This is a genomic window from Rufibacter sp. JT20002 (assembly GCF_056491185.1).
Window position 1 is genome coordinate 614,147 of sequence record NZ_JBSZJY010000004.1, and the last position, 16,368, is coordinate 630,514.

Here is a 16,368-nt window from a genome sequence, read left to right on the forward strand (position 1 = left end):
CTGATCTTTTTCATAAACCATACTTAAAACCAGATTCAATGTCTTGATGCTAGCCTCTCGCTAAGCGTCTCATCTCTATGTTTGCTATTCTTTCTAAGGAATTTAATTCTTATCTCAACTCCCTGATCGGCTACATCGTCATTGGGGTGTTTCTGGTGGCCACGGGCCTGTTCATGTGGGTTTTCCCAGACAGCAGTGTGTTAGATTACGGCTACGCCGATTTGCAATCGGTGTTTATGCTGGCGCCTTGGCTTTTCCTTTTCCTGATTCCCGCCATCACCATGCGCGCATTTGCCGAGGAGCGGAAAGGCGGTACCATGGAGCTATTGCTCACCAAACCGCTATCTGATACCCAGCTTTTACTGGGTAAGTATTTCGCCTGCCTTTTGCTGGCTTTGTTCGCGTTGCTGCCTTCGTTGCTGTACTATGTGAGCGTGTACCAATTGGGTGACCCGGTTGGGAACATTGACTCTGCGGCCGTGGCTGGTTCATACCTGGGCTTGGTGTTTCTGGCGGCAGTGTTCGTGGCCATGGGCATCTTTGCTTCCTCTTTAACCGAGAACCAGATTGTCGCCTTTATTCTAGCGGTGTTCCTTTGCTACCTGGTGTACACTGGGTTTGATTTGTTAGCTTCCATTGATGCCTGGGGAACCACCTCTTACTACATTGCCCAACTGGGGATTTCTTATCACTACAGCTCCATCAGCAAAGGATTAATCGACTCCCGCGATGTGCTGTATTTTCTGAGTGTGATCACCATTATGCTTTTAGGGACTAAACTGGTATTGGAGAGCAGAAAATGGTAGAGCAGACACCCCCCGAAATGCAAAAGAAAACCGTGGAAAGCCGCCGCGGCTACGACTGGACCTTTTTCCTGGTGGCCGTAGGGTTGCTCCTGGTTTTAAACTTTGTCGCCAGCCGCTATTTCTTCCGCCTGGACCTCACCGAAGACAAACGGTATTCTATCTCAGACCAGACCAAAAATCTGTTGGCCGGGCTAAAAGGACCGGTGCAGGTGACCGTGTACCTGGAAGGGGAGTTCCCCGCAGGTTTCCGGAGGCTGCAGAACAGTACCCGCGAGATGCTGGAGGAATTCCGACTGTACTCAGACGGAAACGTGCAGTACCAGTTTGTGGATCCCAGCGGCAACACCAATGAGCAGGCCCGTAATCAGTTCTACATGCAGCTGGCGCAGAAAGGCCTGCAGCCCACCAACCTGTTTGCGCAGGAGGGCGATAAAAAAGTAGAGAAGATCGTGTTCCCGGGGGCTTTAGTCTCCGTAGGAAACAAAGAAACGGCCGCCATCCTATTAAGAGGAAGTCAGGCTGCCCCGCCCGAGGAGCGCTTAAACCAATCCATTGAAGGGCTGGAGTACGAACTGGCTTCCGCCATCCGGAAAGTGGCATCAGTGAGTGCGGGCCGAATAGGAGTGCTGCAAGGCCATGGCGAGCTCTGGCTCCCTCAAGCCGCCGATTTTTTAGGCACACTTTCGGAATACTACACCGTAAACAGGGTAGACCTCTCGCAGGTATCGGACCTGAACAACTTCAACCTGGTGGTGCTCATGAAACCCACCAAGCCTTTCTCTGAGCTGGATAAGTACAAAATGGACCAGTTCCTGATTAGGGGAGGCAAGATGCTGTTCATGTTGGATGGTGTGCGTGCCTCTCTGGACAGCGTTACCGACCAAGGCTTGCTGGCGTTTCCGTATGACCTGAACCTACAAGATTTGCTTTTCCGGTACGGGGTACGCGTTAATCCAGATCTGGTGCAGGACCTGAACGCCAGCTTCATTCCGATGGTAACGGGGTATATGGGCAATCAGCCGCAAACCCAACTGGTGCCTTGGCGCTTCTACCCGTTGATCAGCAACTTCAGTAAGCTACCGCTCACCCGCAACCTGGATGCCGTACAGACCCGTTTTGTGAGTTCCCTTGACACGGTGAAAGCCGTAGGCATCAAGAAGTCACCCTTGCTATGGACCTCACAGTATTCCCGCAAGCGTGATTCACCGGTTTCTATTTCTTTGAATGACCCAAGGGTAGACCGTGACCCTAAGCTGTTTAGTCAGAATGCAATTCCAATCGGGTATTTGCTGGAGGGTAAGTTCCAGTCGGTGTTCAAGAACCGGCCCGTACCTGAAGGAAGCACCATTCCGTTCCAAGCGGAAGGAAAGCCTTCTCAATTAGTGGTATTCTCTGATGGTGATCTAGGGGCAAACGACGTTGACCCACGCTCTGGTCGTCCGTTGGAGTTAGGCTTTGACCGCTTTACCAGATCGCGCTTCGCTAATAAAGAGCTCCTGAAAAATGTGGCCGATTTCCTTTTAGATGAAAAAGGGCTCATTGAACTCCGCGGAAAAGAAATCAAATTAAGGCCCCTAGATAAAGCGAAGCTGCGGGACGAAAGAACAAAGTGGCAAGCCATCAATCTGGGTTTACCGTTGGCCCTGCTGTTGTTGTTTGGAGTAGCCAAGTTCTGGATGCGCAAGCGGAAGTATGCTCGGTAATCAGGAGATAAAGCAAATAGGAGCTTCCCAGACCTGGCCGGTGCGGCAGGAGGTGATGTGGCCAGAAAAGCCTATAAGTTTTGTGCAGCTACCGCAAGATGAGGCAGGCCTTCACTTTGGCCTTTTTGAGATCAAAAATTGGTTTCTGTGATCTCCCTCTTTATTGACGGTTCACAGGCGCAGTTCAGGAAGTTTGCCACTTTAGTCTCCTTTCAGGGAAAAGGATTTGGGAAAAGCCTTTTGGAACATGTCTTTGCATTTGCTGAATCAAAAGGAATACGTTCCATCTGGTGCCACGCCCGTACTTCAGCCAAAGGTTTTACCTGAAGGCTGGCATGCAAGAAGAAGGAGCCCCCTTTGAAAAGGACGGGATTGAATATGTGAAAATGACCAAAAGATTTCCTGTCTTGGAGAAGGAGGAATATGGTTGTAGTGCCACGCAAGCGTAACTTCCGGTACCTGCATGAAATTTTGAATTCAATTTAAAAGCACATCCGCTATTTTAAGGCCTTTCTTTGGAAAAGAGCCCTAAAATAGCGGATGTGCTTTTTGTTTTGTTCTAATTAACCTGTCACCCTTGAGGAACCCTTACAGAAGACTCTCGCACTACCAATAAGGGTTCTAAGATTATTTTCTTCGGTTCTTCTGCTTCTAACACCCCATTCCCATTTGTTCCGGCCGTTTTCTTAGCCATCGCCTCTAAAAACAAGGTGAAGGCTTCTTCCCCCATGCGAGCGGGTTGCTGGTCAATGGTGGATAAGCTAGGGGTTACATAGGGACTAAAGGACTCGTTCCCGAAGCCAATCATGCCCACGCTCTCCGGCATTTTGATTCCGGCATGTTTCAGGTATTGCAAGGCACCCAAGGCAGTGAAATCAACGGCGGCAAAGATGGCGTCCATCCCTTTGTTTCTGTCTAGTAGCCGCTGGGCACTCGCTCTCCCAGATTCAATAGAGTTTCGCCCGTATTGGATCAGGTCATCATCCACGGGAAGGTTGTTTGCTTTGAGCGCGTCAACATACCCACAAAGGCGGTCATTGAAAATCTTGATGTGCTGAGGTCCTGAAATATGGGCAATACGAGAGTAGCCCTGTTGGATCAGATGCTCAGTAGCCATGTACGCCCCTTTGTAGTCATCAACCACCACCGATGGGGAGTTCAGTTCTTCTTTGACCCGGTCAAACAAAATCAAAGGCACCTTCCGTTTCTTCACATCATAGAAGTGGTCCAGGTTGGGCGTGTCTTTGGCAATGGAGACAATGATGCCATCTACACTGGTCTGAAGGAGGGTCTCAATTCCCTCAACTTCATATTCGCCGGTTTCGTTAGATTGGAAAAGGAGAATATTATACCCATTGCTTCGGGCCAGTTTCTCAATTCCATGCACCACCCCCCCAAAAAAACCGATATCTGAGCTGGGGATTACAATTCCTATAATATTGGTTCTGCCAGATCTAAGGGAAGAAGCCAAGCGGTTCTGCCGATAGTTAAGATTTTGAGCGGCGGTTCTTATGAGTTCCTTGGTGGCCACACTTATAGAGGGGTGGTCATTCAATGCCTTGGAGACAGTAGAAGGGCTGGTGTTCAGTTCCTTGGCTATGTCATGGATGGTAGTTCTACTCATAGATGGCTATCGATTTCGTGATAAGGTGGAGGAGACTTATTATGAAATACCTTTAATTGCTCGTGCAACTAGTGCAAAGCTAATTAAACATCTGTTAATATGTTGCTGTTAAAAATCTATATTTTAAATAAACCCTCATTATTTGTTCGTAATTTTGGCAAAACGTTAAAAAAAATATTTTTTTTGGCGAACAAAAAGTTTGAAATGCAGTTAAAAGTTGGTAAATCGGTAAGGAAATCGATTTCCTAAAGTTTGAAATCCTTTCAAGGTGCTGAATAACAATTGCTTGTGTTTTTATTAAGATTTTACATTTCCAGCCAAACAACATTATTTACCCTAAATCCTTCATCTATGAATAACCTATTACTTAAAAATCAGCCGGAGATCAAAGGCTGGCAAAATGTACGACACCCAAGGAAGTTTTCTTCTTTGCTGGTGTTGTTGTTTGCCTTCTTTTTGGTAGGCTCAGGGCAGGCCATGGCCCAGCAAAGAACTATATCTGGTAGAGTAACTGGAGACGGAACCACTCCACTCATTGGGGTTTCTGTGGTATTAAAAGGTACTACAACCGCTACTGCTACCGATGTGAACGGACAATTTTCTCTTCCAGTAACCGGCAACACCGGTACCCTGGTGTTCTCTTATATTGGTTACATCTCACAGGAGGTACCGGTAGGTGCTCAAACTACCTACAATGTAAACCTATTAACCGATGCTAGAGCTTTGGATGAAGTTGTGGTAGTGGGTTATGGAACGCAAAGAAGAGAAGACGTTTCAGGTTCTATTGCTTCTGTTGATTCAAAAGACTTCCAACGGGGGAATGTGACCACTCCAGAGCAGTTGATCACTGGTAAAGTTGCCGGCGTGCAGATTACCTCCAACGGGGGACAACCAGGTTCAGGGAGCTCCATCCGAATCAGAGGAGGTGCCTCATTGAACGCCAGCAATGACCCTTTGATCGTGGTAGATGGTGTTCCTCTGTCAGGTTATGGCATTTCTGGTGCTACCAACCCGTTGTCGTTGATCAACCCAAACGATATTGAGTCTATGACCATCCTGAAGGATGCCTCTGCTACGGCCATTTACGGGTCTCGGGCATCTAATGGTGTTGTACTTATTACCACCAAGAAAGGGGAGAGCGGTAAACCAGCAGTTAATTTCAGCACGCAGTTTATAACCTCCTCTGCTAAGAAGAGAGTAGAAGTGTTGAGCCCTGACCAATTCCGTGCTTATGTAAACGAAAATGGAACAGCCGCCCAAAAAGCACTTTTAGGTTCCGCCAATACTGATTGGCAAGAGGAGATTTATAGAACTGCCATCGGTACAGATAATAACCTGAGTGTTTCTGGAGCCTTAAACAACTTGCCTTACCGTGTTTCTTTAGGTTACTTAAACCAACAAGGAGTACTGAAGACTGATAAATTTGAACGCAAGTCTGCTGCCATCAGCCTTACTCCTTACTTGTTAGATGACCACTTGAAGGTTGATTTGAATCTAAAAGGGTCTCTTACCAACACCCGCTTTGGAAACCAGGCAGCTATTGGTGCTGCTGTTGCCTTTGACCCTACCCAACCAGTTCATGCTGAAAACCAATTTGGTGGTTTCTTTGAGTGGACGCAGGGTTCTGTACCAAACCCCAATGCACCCCGTAACCCGGTGGCTTTGCTGGAGCTAAGAAACGACCGCAGTGAGGTTAAAAGAAGCTTTGGTAATGCTCAAATTGATTATAAATTTCATTTCCTGCCAGAACTGCATGCTAACCTAAATTTAGGTTATGATATAGCAGAAGGTAAAGGTACAGTTTTTGTTCCGGCAGAAGCAGCTCAGAGCTTCAATGCAGATCCTAAATTGTCAGGTGTAAATAACAGATACCGTCAGAAGGTAAACAACAAAGTGGTGGAGTTTTACATGAACTATGCCAAAGACATTGTAGCCCTTAACAGTAACATTAATTTTACAGCAGGTTATGGTTTTTACGATAACAAAACCACTACATATAACTTTGCCAGCTACAGCGCCGTTGGTGAAACACAACCAGGTACTACTCCAAATTTCCCTTTTGATATTCCCCAGAATAGGCTTCAGTCTTACTACGGACGTTTGATTTACACCCTGAAAGACAAGTACACCTTTACCGGTACTTTAAGAACAGATGGTTCTTCCAGGTTTGCTCCTGAAAACAGATGGGGTGTTTTCCCTTCTGCTTCTTTGGCCTGGAGATTAAGCGAAGAGCAGTTCCTGAAAAATATAACATCGCTTTCTGATTTGAAGCTACGGGTAAGTTATGGTATTACAGGGCAGCAGGAGGGTATAGCTAATTACTCTTATTTATCTATATATAACTTAAGTGTGCCATCTTCTCAATACCAGATTGGTGGTAACTTCTATTATATGTATGCTCCTTCAGCTTATGACGCAAATATCAAATGGGAGCAAACGGCTACCTCTAACATTGGTTTAGATTACGGGTTCTTCAATGGCCGCTTAACTGGTTCTTTAGATGTATACCAAAAGAAGACGAAAGATCTTCTGAACGTTATTTCTATTCCGGTTGGTTCTAACTTTAGTAACCAAATAATTACCAACGTTGGTAACCTTGAGAACAGAGGTTTGGAATTCAGTGTGAACGCTACGGCTATTGAAAAAGAAAACCTGAACTGGAGCGTTGGAATTAACCTTACCGCTAACAAAAGTGAAATTACTAACCTGACAGCCTCACAAAATCCTTCCTTCTTGGGTACCCCTACCGGAGGTATTTCAGGCGCTACCGGTCAGAATATTCAGATTCACTCTGTGGGCTACCGCCCATATTCCTTCTTTGTGTTCAAGCAGGTATATGATGAGAATGGCACGCCATTAGAAGGTGTTTATGCAGATTTAAATGATGATGGTATCATAAACGATAACGATCGCTATCGGTATCAGGCTGCTACTCCTCAGGTCACCCTTGGCTTCAACACGCAAGTAGATTACCATAAATGGAGCCTAAGTACTATCCTGCGTACTTACCTTGGAAACTATATGTATAACAACATAGCTTCTAACCAAGGGGTAGAACGTAGTATTCTAAGCCCGTCTGGTATTTTGGCAAACGCCCACCCAAGTATTTACAACTCTGGTTTCTTTACAAACCAGTACCAATCTGACTACTATATTGAGAACGCTTCTTTCCTGCGTATGGATAACCTGACCTTAGGGTACAATGCTGGTAAAGTATTTAAAGGGGCAGACCTGCGCCTGAGTCTTACTTGCCAGAATGTGTTCACAGTAACCAAGTATTCAGGAGTAGATCCAGAGATCGGCAGTGGTATTGATAATAACTTTTATCTGAGACCAAGAACTTTTGTTTTAGGCTTAAACTTAGGTTTCTAACCCACCAAATTACTTAATAGCGAAATGAAAAGATTTATTATAAAAGCATCTGGTATATCAGCTATTGTACTTAGCTGTCTTACTGCGTGTGACACGGACCTGGATTTAACGCCAACCAATGCCACTACTTCTGCGCAGGTTTACAGTACCGCTGAAGGGTATAAACAAGTGCTTGCCAAAGTGTACGGTGCTTATGCCTTGACAGGGAGTGGTGGTAATGCCTCTTCTGATTTGGCTGGTATAGATGCAGGTACTTCAGATTTTCTTCGGTTGTATTGGAACGCCCAGGAACTAACCACAGATGAAGCTCATATTGTTTGGAACGACCCAGGCTTACCTGATTTTCATAACCTTAGTTGGACGGCCAGCAATACCATGTTGACCGGTTTGTATAACCGTATCTTTTTCCAGATTACCGTAGCCAATGAATTCATCCGTGAATCAACAGATGCAAAAATCAGCGAAAGAGGTTTTTCAGGTACTGATGCGGATAATATCCGTAAGTACCAAGCTGAAGCTCGGTTCTTACGGGCTTACCAGTATTGGGTAGCCATGGATTTATTCGGCAATCCTCCTTTTGTAACGGAAAATGATCCCATTGGAAAATACATTCCGCCGCAAATTAAGCGGGCCGACTTATTCAAGTATGTGGAGTCTGAGTTACTGGCAATAGAGCCTTTAATGGTTGCTGCCCGTCAGAACGAATATGGTAGAGCAGATCAGGCTGCCGTTCAGGCTTTACTGGCCCGTTTGTATCTGAACGCTGAAGTGTATACAGGCCAAGGTCGCTATTCTGATGCGATCACTTATGCCAATAAAGTAATAAACTCTGGTTATGCTCTTGAAAGCAATTACCGTGACTTGTTTTTGGCTGATAATAATGTAAACAACACTGAAACCATATTACCTATCAATTATGATGTGGTAAACACACAGAATTATGGTGGCACAACTTACATTATCAATGCTGCTACAAGTGCTGCCATGAACCCTGCCTCCTTTGGTATTCCTGGTGGTGGATGGGGCGGTATGCGCGGCACCAAAAACCTGCCGTTACTTTTCTCTGATTATTCTGGTGCTACAGACGAGAGAGCCATGTTCTTTGTAGACAAATTGGAGATTGACGATCCAAGTGCATTTACAGAAGGACCTAAAGTGACTAAATTTAAAAATATCACTTCTACTGGCGCTACTCCGACGCCAGGTGGTACTTTTACTTCAACAGATTTTCCGTTGATCCGCCTAGCAGAAATGTACCTGGTGTATGCGGAAGCTGTTCTTCGTGGTGGCTCTGGTGGGAACATGAACACAGCTGTAGAGTATGTGAACACTCTACGTACCCGCGCATTTAATAACTCCTCCAATAATGTGAACTCCATTACGCTGGACTTTATTCTAGAAGAAAGAGGCCGGGAATTGTATTGGGAAGCCCATCGTCGTACAGACCTGATCCGTTACGGTAGATTTACTTCTGATGCTTACCTGTGGCCATGGAAAGGTGGTGTGAAAGGTGGTAAAGCAGTTAGTGAGAACTATAACCTGTTCCCAATCCCTAATACAGATATTACTGCCAACACCAATCTGGTACAGAACCCAGGTTATTAATCTTTGTCGTACACATTTAAGCAGATAAAAATGAAAGCATTTTTCATGAGAAATATTAGCCTGCTCGGTTTGGTTCTGTTCTTTTTTTCGTCTTGTGAAAAAGATGAGGATAGAATAATTGCCAATACACAGGCAACAGGTGCGGCCTTTACGGCTTCGGCTACCACTTTGAATTTGCAAAAAGCAAATGAAGCGAACCAAGCAATTAACTTTACTTGGACGGAAGCTGATTATGGATTTGATGCTGCGTTTACCAATACGTTGCAGTTAGCGGTTGCCGGTACCAATTTTGCTAACCCTAAAGAAGTAGTTCTTACTGGAAGCAATGCATCTAGGAGCTATACCGTTCTGGAATTTAACGCTTTGTTGTTGTCCATGAATTTACCAACCGGTACAAACTCCACGGTAGAGGCTCGGGTAAAATCAGAAATTACAGGTGCAAGAGATGTAGCTCCAGCGTATTCTAACACGATTACACTAACGGTTAATCCTTATGCCTTGATCTCCTTTGTATATGTACCAGGTGCTTACCAAGGCTGGAATCCGGCTACGGCAGATAGTTTGATTTCTCCTACCAGCAACAACATTTATACAGGGGTAATCAACTTCACAGAAGGTAACACCAAGTTCAAGATCACACCTGCTAAGAAGTGGGATGTTGCTTATGGTGATGCAGGCGGAGGCACCGTAAGTACTTCAGGAGGTGATATTACAGCTCCTGGTGCCGGAATGTACCGTTTGACACTGAATCTGAATGAAAACACCTTAGCAATGGCTAAGTACAGCTGGGGAGTGATTGGCGATGCTACTGCTGGTGGTTGGGATTCAGATACTGATATGACCTATAACAACGGTACCCAAACCTGGTCCCTCACCACAAACCTGAAAGTTGGGGCCATCAAGTTCCGTCTGAACGATGATTGGGGTACAAACTATGGAGGTGCTAATGGTACCTTGAACCAAGCAAATGACAATAATATTCCTATTACGTCTGCTGGTACCTACAGAATTACCTTTAGCCTTGCTACCAACACCTATACCCTTACCAAATTATAATTGATTACAAATTATAATTGATTATTGGTAAGTAATTCTTGAAGAGGTTATCTCACTTAATTAAAAGGAGATAACCTCTTCTCATTTAAACAGGAACATAGGGCCTTGGTAGAGGCAACTTTGTAAAAACCATCTGATTTAGGGCTGATTTATAGATAACACCCTAGAACTGCTCCTTTCTCCTATAGACAGTAGCCAAGTTAATTATCCATTTTCTCCACTAGTCTAACTAAATGTTATAGTGGCTAAAATGAAAGCATTCCTTAGTCTATGAGATCTTTTTACTTCAGCCTCCTGATTTTTTTTGCCCCCCTCTGCGGAGCAATGGCCCAACAAGTACAACTTACCTTCAGGGTGGACATGAGCCAGCAGACAGTTTCTGCTAATGGGGTGCACGTGGCGGGTAATTTTCAAGCGTTAGCCGGTTCTGGAACAGATTGGAATCCTTCTTCCTTGGCCTTGACAGATCCAGACCGAGACGGTATCTATGAGGTGCAGGTTACCCTACCCACCGGCGGACTGTTCCAATATAAGTTCGTCAACGGCAATAGTTGGGCGGGTGCTGAGATAGTGCCTCAGGCTTGTGGGCTCAACGATGGGGCCGGAAACTTCAACCGGACCATTGATGCCACTACTAATGGCACTAGAACCCCGGCTTATCGTTTTGGCACCTGTGAGACCAGAGACGTCACAGTTCCTTCCACTGATTATAGCACGTTTTGGTGGAATGATGCCGTTTTCTATGAGGTTTTCGTCCGCAGTTTCTATGACAGCAACGGAGACGGAAAAGGGGATTTCAGAGGCTTGATTCAGAAACTGGACTACCTTAATGATGGAAATCCGGCAACGACAACGGACCTGGGAATTACCGGAATCTGGCTGATGCCCATGATGGAATCTCCTAGTTACCACGGCTACGATGTCACCAATTATTACGCCACAGAACCCGATTACGGCTCTATGACCGATTTTGAGGAGTTCTTGGCCGCCGCCCATGCGCGCGGGATCAAGGTGATCATTGACTTCGTCATGAACCACTCTTCAGACCAGCACCCTTGGTTTACCCAATCCAGCAGCAATACCACCAATACCTACCGCAACTGGTATATCTGGTCAGACACTCATCCGGGGTTTAATGGGCCTTCCGGTGAAACAGTCTGGCACCCCAAAAACGGTAAATACTACTACGGCATTTTCTACAGCGGAATGCCTGACCTGAACTGGAGCAATGCCCAACTGAAAAGCACCATGTGGGATGTTACCCGGTTCTGGCTTAACAAAGGCGTAGATGGCTACCGCATTGATGCCGTGAAATACCTGGACGAAGATGGCCGGATTCTGGAAAATACCCCCGAAACGTTCAGCCTCCTACAGGAATTCAACCAAGTCACCAAGGGTGCTAAAGCAGATGCTTTTACGATAGGAGAGATTTGGTCCAGTTCTGCCACCGTAGTGCCCTATGTGCAGAACAATAGGCTGGATGTGGCATTTGAATTTGATCTGGCAACTTCTATCCTGAATTCAGTCAGAAATAATAATCCTGCCGCGCTCCGAAACCAATTAGGGGTAGTTAACCGCATCTATCCTAAATTGCAATACGGCACTTTCCTGACCAACCATGACCAAAACCGGGCCAGGAATGAGTTAAGCAGCAATGTGGCGCATATGAAGCAGGCTGCCTCTTTGTACCTGACCATGCCGGGAGTACCTTTCTTGTATTACGGCGAAGAAATTGGAATGCTGGGCGCCAAACCCGATGAGGACATCCGCAAACCCATGCAGTGGACGCCCGGAGTTAACGCTGGCTTCTCCACCGCTACTCCCTGGCGGAGCATCAACAGTAACTTCGCTCAATTCAATGTCCAGACCCAAGCCGCGGATGCCAATTCATTGTTAAATCATTACAAAAAGCTGATCCAGATCAGGCATGCGCAACCTGTCCTCAGAAAAGGATATCACCAGGACATGACCGCCTCCAATGAGTTTGTGTTAAGCTATGCACGGGTGTCTGGACAAGAAGCTGCGGTGGTACTCTCCAACTTCGGGAGTGAAGCAGTTAGCAACCCTTCTATAACCTTAGCTGTTTCGACCCTGGCTGCCGGAAATTACCAGGTTACCGAGCTGTACAGTGGCCAGAACATGGGAACTGTTACCTTAAATGGAAATGGAGGCATCAGCAATTGGACCCTCAACGGTGCATCGCTTGGTCCTGACCAAACCTGGATTCTGAAACTTTCTTCCTCCACCACCACCGGCAGTAAAGAGGAGGCAGCGGCGCTAGGCCTTGCGTTATTTCCAAATCCTACTTCCTCTAAAGTAACCCTAACCCTAGGGAAACCAGCCAGCCAAAGAAGCCAGGTTCAAGTGTTTGATGCCGCCGGAAAGCTTTTATCAAAAGAAACGATGACCGGACCTAAACTTACGCTGGAGACCAGTTCCTGGAGCAGTGGCATTTACTTTATCAAGGTCACTTCTGGTGGGGCAGTTTCCATGAAACGATTGGTAGTGACCCATTAAGCACGCAGACTTTTTACTTGTATTTATTTCAACGTTCCACCTGTTTTATGCCCATTTGCAGAAAATTGGGCATAAAACATCTCCTTCAATCCCCTTAAAACAAATGAAAAAAACAACCCTCACGCACCTCTTGTTTACTGCTCTGCTATCCTCCTCAGCCTTGGTGCCCACTCAAACAGTACAAGCCCAGGAAAAGAAAGCGAGTCAGTGGCCGCGCGGCATCACCTACGAGATCTTTGTCCAGTCTTTTGCTGACTCCAACGGCGATGGGAAAGGCGACATCAAAGGCATGACTTCCAAGCTGGATTACCTGAAGAACCTGGGCGTGGAAGCGGTTTGGCTGATGCCCATGAACCCGTCGCCTTCTTACCATAAATACGATGTGACGGATTACTACGGCATCCACCCCGATTACGGGACCATGGAAGATTTCAAGGAGTTCATCAACCAGGCACACAAGCGCAACATCAAAGTGGTGATGGACATGGTGATCAACCACTCCTCTGACAAGCACCCCTGGTTTCTGGACGCTGCCAAAAACGAGAACAGCCCGTACCGCGATTACTATGTGTGGACCCACAAAAACGACCCGCAAACGCAGCGGGAAGGAAGACCCACCGGGGCTGACTCAGACAATACCCGGCACTGGCACAAAGTGGATGGCAGTGATTACCTGTATTACGGCTACTTCTACAGCGGCATGCCCGATCTGAACTTTGACAGCCCAAAACTGCGCGAGGAGATCTTCAAGATCGGGCGGTTCTGGTTCACAGAGGTGGGCGTAGATGGTTTCCGTCTGGATGCCGCCCGCCACATCTTCCCCGATGAGCGGCCACAAGACAACCACAACTGGTGGGTGTACTTCCGGAATGAAATGAAGAAAGCCAACAAAGACGTGTATCTGGTAGGAGAGGTTTGGGCTCCCGCCGAGATTGTGGGTCCGTACCTGAAAGGCTTGCCTGCCCTCTTCAACTTTGACATGGGCTTTGCCATCACCAAAGCGGTAAACGAGGAAAACGCCGGTGACCTGGTGGCCAACCATAAAAAAATAAGGGACTTCTACGAGAAGGTAAACCCTGAGTACGTAGACGCCACTTTCCTGACCAACCACGACCAGAACCGCATCATGAGCGCCGTGAACGGAGACCTGAACAAAGCCAAAATGGCGACTTCCCTGTTGCTGACCTTGCCCGGTTCCCCGTACCTGTACTATGGCGAGGAAATTGGTATGCTAGGAAAAAAGCCCGATGAAAACATCCGGGAGCCATTCCTTTGGGATGTGAAAGCCAAGGACAAGAGCCGCACTTCCTGGATGCAGCCCAAGTACAACACCGAAGGAGCGGTGGCCCCCGCAGCCGCCCAGATGAAGGATAAGAACTCGCTTTTCAATCACTACAAAACGCTGATTTCACTTCGGAACAACAGCAAAGCTTTGACTTATGGTGCTTTGGAGCCGCTCCAGTTAGGAACCGCCGGCGTGAGTGCCTTTGTGAGAACGCAGGAAGACGAATCTCTGCTCGTTTTGCATAATCTGTCCAAAAATGAGGTAACGGTTTCTTTGCCCGAGAATTTGGCCGCCTACAAAAACGTGCACTTCAAAAACAACAAAGGAGCCAAGCAGGAGGGGGCTTCTGTGGTGCTTCCGGCTTACAGCAGTGTGGTGCTGAAGAAATAATTAGAAGAGCCCTGAGACAAATAGGTCTTGGGGCTCTTTTTGTTTCATCAAGAATCTTCCTTTTCGCAGTACTTACTTTCTAAGAGAACAACGCATTATATGAAGAAACTCTTTATTCCGCTGCTCGCTGCCCAAGCTCTGCTTTTACAGCCCGCAGAGGTTTCCGCCCAAAAACCAAAAGACTTCACTCCAGACTGGAGCAAAGGCGTGGTTTGGTACCAGATTTTCCCCGATCGGTTTCACAACGGGGATCCCAAAAATGACCCCAAAGTAACCGACCAAACCGGCGCTTATCCGTTTGATGTCACTTCCCCTTTCGAGATTCATCCCTGGACGAGTGACTGGTACCAGTTGCAGCCGTATGAGCAGAAGAACGGCAAGGACATTTACTTCAATATCCAGCGGCGCCGTTACGGGGGCGATTTACAGGGTATCATCAACAAGCTAGATTATCTGCAGTCGTTGGGCGTTAATGCCATTTACCTGAACCCTATTTTCTGGGCACCTTCCTCGCACAAGTACGATGCCTTGGCGTACCACCACGTAGACCCAACCTTTGGGCCAGATCCCGAAGGCGACAAAAAGCTGATGGAGCAGGAAAACCCGCTGGATGTCAAAACCTGGGTATGGACCAGTGCCGATAAACTGGCCCTGAAACTCATAGAAGAAGTTCACAAACGCAACATGTACATCATCTTTGACGGCGTGTTCAACCACATGGGCGTGAACAGCTTTGCTTTCAAAGACGTGCAGAAAGACCAGCAGGCCTCGCCGTACAAAGACTGGTTTATGGTGGAAAGCTGGCGCGATCCGGCCAAAGGCACCGAGTTCAAGTACAAAGGCTGGTTTGGCGTTTCCACCTTGCCTGAGTTCAAAGAAGATAACAGCGGGATTGTAGCCGGCCCCAAAGAGTACATCTTCAACGCGACCCAGCGCTGGATGAACCCCATGGGCAAAGGCATCAAGAACGGTATTGACGGTTGGCGCCTAGATGTGGCCTATGACGTGGGGCACCCGTTCTGGAAAGACTGGCGCAAGTTTGTACGCAGCATCAACCCCAATGCCTACATGACGGCAGAGCTGGTTTTCTCCATTGAAGAGACCCGGCCTTACCTCAGCGGCGATGAGTTTGACGCCACCATGAACTACAACTTCGCGTTCATTGTGCACGATTTCTTTATCCAGGAGAAAAAGGCTTCCACCGTTTCCCAGTTTGACACCAAGTTGAAGGAACTGCGGGAGGCATTTGGCGAAGGAGTGGCCCTGAACATGCAGAACCTCATGGACAGCCACGATGCCACCCGTCTGGGCAGCGCCGTCGCCAACCCCAATGGGCTGAAGTTTGGCGATTGGGGCAAGTACTTCAACTGGAGCCAGAAGAGCAACAACAAACAATACAACGCCCGCAAACCCAATGCCGAGCAACTGCAGAAGCAAAAGCTGATTTCCGCTTTCCAAATCCTGTACCTGGGTTCTCCCATGATCTACTACGGCGACGAGGTAGGCATGTGGGGCGCCAACGACCCGGATTGCCGCAAGCCTATGGTGTGGAAGAACCTGAAATACGAACCAGAGACCCACAACCCAGACCAGACGAAGCACGAGCCTGACCAGGTGGCCTTCAATCAGGGCCTGTATAACTGGTACAAAAAGTACATCGGGTTACGCAACAAATACACTTCCATTAAGCGGGGGAACTACACCACGCTGGAAGTGGATGATGCGCAGCAACTGTATGCCTTCAGCCGGAAGTTAGGGAATGAGGAAGTGATTGTCGTGGTGAACCGTAGTAGCAAACCGGTTTCTTTTACTCATGATTTGCTCAAGAAAGGCCAGTACAAAGATGTGTTCTCCAAGAAGCCGATGAAGAGCGTTCAAGTGAAACCCATGGATCTGGTGGTCATCAGCAATAAAGCGTAATTTCTTACCTAATCCAACCTCATTTCAGGCCCATTTCCGCTTAGCGGTTTTGGGCCTGTTTTGTGTCTAACAGCCAAAAACAGAGAAGCC

At 47.1% G+C, this 16,368-nt stretch carries 10 protein-coding genes; 9 read left to right on the forward strand and 1 reads right to left on the reverse strand.

What is annotated here, in order from left to right; genetic code table 11:
- Window positions 1-77 precede the first annotated feature (77 nt).
- The 3 genes from gldF (at window position 78) to ACW9SV_RS19350 (ending at window position 2,836) form a co-directional block, all read left to right on the forward strand.
- Window positions 78-806 (forward strand): gliding motility-associated ABC transporter permease subunit GldF, encoded by a 729-nt coding sequence (gene gldF, locus ACW9SV_RS19340; RefSeq protein WP_479558411.1) that lies wholly within the window; start codon window positions 78-80, stop codon window positions 804-806.
- 17 nt (window positions 807-823) lie between these two features.
- Window positions 824-2,509: a gliding motility-associated ABC transporter substrate-binding protein GldG gene (gene gldG / locus ACW9SV_RS19345; RefSeq protein WP_479558412.1), complete on the forward strand. Its 1,686-nt coding sequence runs from the start codon at window positions 824-826 to the stop codon at window positions 2,507-2,509.
- Between the two features lie 147 nt (window positions 2,510-2,656).
- Window positions 2,657-2,836 (forward strand): GNAT family N-acetyltransferase, encoded by a 180-nt coding sequence (locus ACW9SV_RS19350; RefSeq protein ID WP_479558413.1) that lies wholly within the window; start codon window positions 2,657-2,659, stop codon window positions 2,834-2,836.
- Window positions 2,837-3,080: 244 nt separating this feature from the next.
- Here ACW9SV_RS19350 and ACW9SV_RS19355 read toward each other — a convergent pair whose 3' ends face one another.
- Complete coding sequence (locus ACW9SV_RS19355) at window positions 3,081-4,133, reverse strand: LacI family DNA-binding transcriptional regulator (protein ID WP_479558414.1); 1,053 nt, start codon at window positions 4,131-4,133, stop codon at window positions 3,081-3,083.
- Window positions 4,134-4,484: 351 nt separating this feature from the next.
- Here ACW9SV_RS19355 and ACW9SV_RS19360 point away from each other — a divergent pair, with 351 nt between their 5' ends.
- The 6 genes from ACW9SV_RS19360 (at window position 4,485) to ACW9SV_RS19385 (ending at window position 16,278) form a co-directional block, all read left to right on the forward strand.
- A complete protein-coding gene (locus tag ACW9SV_RS19360) occupies window positions 4,485-7,505 on the forward strand; it encodes a SusC/RagA family TonB-linked outer membrane protein (protein ID WP_479558415.1) in 3,021 nt (1,006 codons plus the stop codon).
- Between the two features lie 24 nt (window positions 7,506-7,529).
- A complete protein-coding gene (locus ACW9SV_RS19365; RefSeq protein ID WP_479558416.1) occupies window positions 7,530-9,110 on the forward strand; it encodes a RagB/SusD family nutrient uptake outer membrane protein in 1,581 nt (526 codons plus the stop codon).
- A gap of 30 nt (window positions 9,111-9,140) precedes the next feature.
- The gene (locus tag ACW9SV_RS19370; RefSeq protein ID WP_479558417.1) at window positions 9,141-10,166 is read left to right on the forward strand and encodes a SusE domain-containing protein; all 1,026 of its coding nucleotides are present in this window, start codon (window positions 9,141-9,143) and stop codon (window positions 10,164-10,166) included.
- A gap of 324 nt (window positions 10,167-10,490) precedes the next feature.
- Window positions 10,491-12,683, forward strand: coding sequence for an alpha-amylase family glycosyl hydrolase (locus ACW9SV_RS19375; RefSeq protein ID WP_479558418.1), 2,193 nt, complete (start codon window positions 10,491-10,493; stop codon window positions 12,681-12,683).
- Between the two features lie 103 nt (window positions 12,684-12,786).
- The gene (locus tag ACW9SV_RS19380) at window positions 12,787-14,358 is read left to right on the forward strand and encodes an alpha-amylase family glycosyl hydrolase (protein ID WP_479558419.1); all 1,572 of its coding nucleotides are present in this window, start codon (window positions 12,787-12,789) and stop codon (window positions 14,356-14,358) included.
- Between the two features lie 99 nt (window positions 14,359-14,457).
- A complete protein-coding gene (locus ACW9SV_RS19385; protein WP_479558420.1) occupies window positions 14,458-16,278 on the forward strand; it encodes a glycoside hydrolase family 13 protein in 1,821 nt (606 codons plus the stop codon).
- Window positions 16,279-16,368: the final 90 nt, after the last annotated feature.

Excerpts from the sequence above, each read along its gene's own strand:
- gldF (WP_479558411.1), top strand. The coding sequence starts at position 78 with ATGTTTGCTATTCTTTCTAAGGAATTTAATTCTTATCTCAACTCCCTG.
- gldG (WP_479558412.1), top strand. The coding sequence starts at position 824 with ATGCAAAAGAAAACCGTGGAAAGCCGCCGCGGCTACGACTGGACCTTT.
- ACW9SV_RS19355 (WP_479558414.1), bottom strand. The coding sequence starts at position 4,133 with ATGAGTAGAACTACCATCCATGACATAGCCAAGGAACTGAACACCAGC.
- ACW9SV_RS19360 (WP_479558415.1), top strand. The coding sequence starts at position 4,485 with ATGAATAACCTATTACTTAAAAATCAGCCGGAGATCAAAGGCTGGCAA.
- ACW9SV_RS19365 (WP_479558416.1), top strand. The coding sequence starts at position 7,530 with ATGAAAAGATTTATTATAAAAGCATCTGGTATATCAGCTATTGTACTT.
- ACW9SV_RS19370 (WP_479558417.1), top strand. The coding sequence starts at position 9,141 with ATGAAAGCATTTTTCATGAGAAATATTAGCCTGCTCGGTTTGGTTCTG.
- ACW9SV_RS19375 (WP_479558418.1), top strand. The coding sequence starts at position 10,491 with ATGGCCCAACAAGTACAACTTACCTTCAGGGTGGACATGAGCCAGCAG.
- ACW9SV_RS19380 (WP_479558419.1), top strand. The coding sequence starts at position 12,787 with ATGAAAAAAACAACCCTCACGCACCTCTTGTTTACTGCTCTGCTATCC.
- ACW9SV_RS19385 (WP_479558420.1), top strand. The coding sequence starts at position 14,458 with ATGAAGAAACTCTTTATTCCGCTGCTCGCTGCCCAAGCTCTGCTTTTA.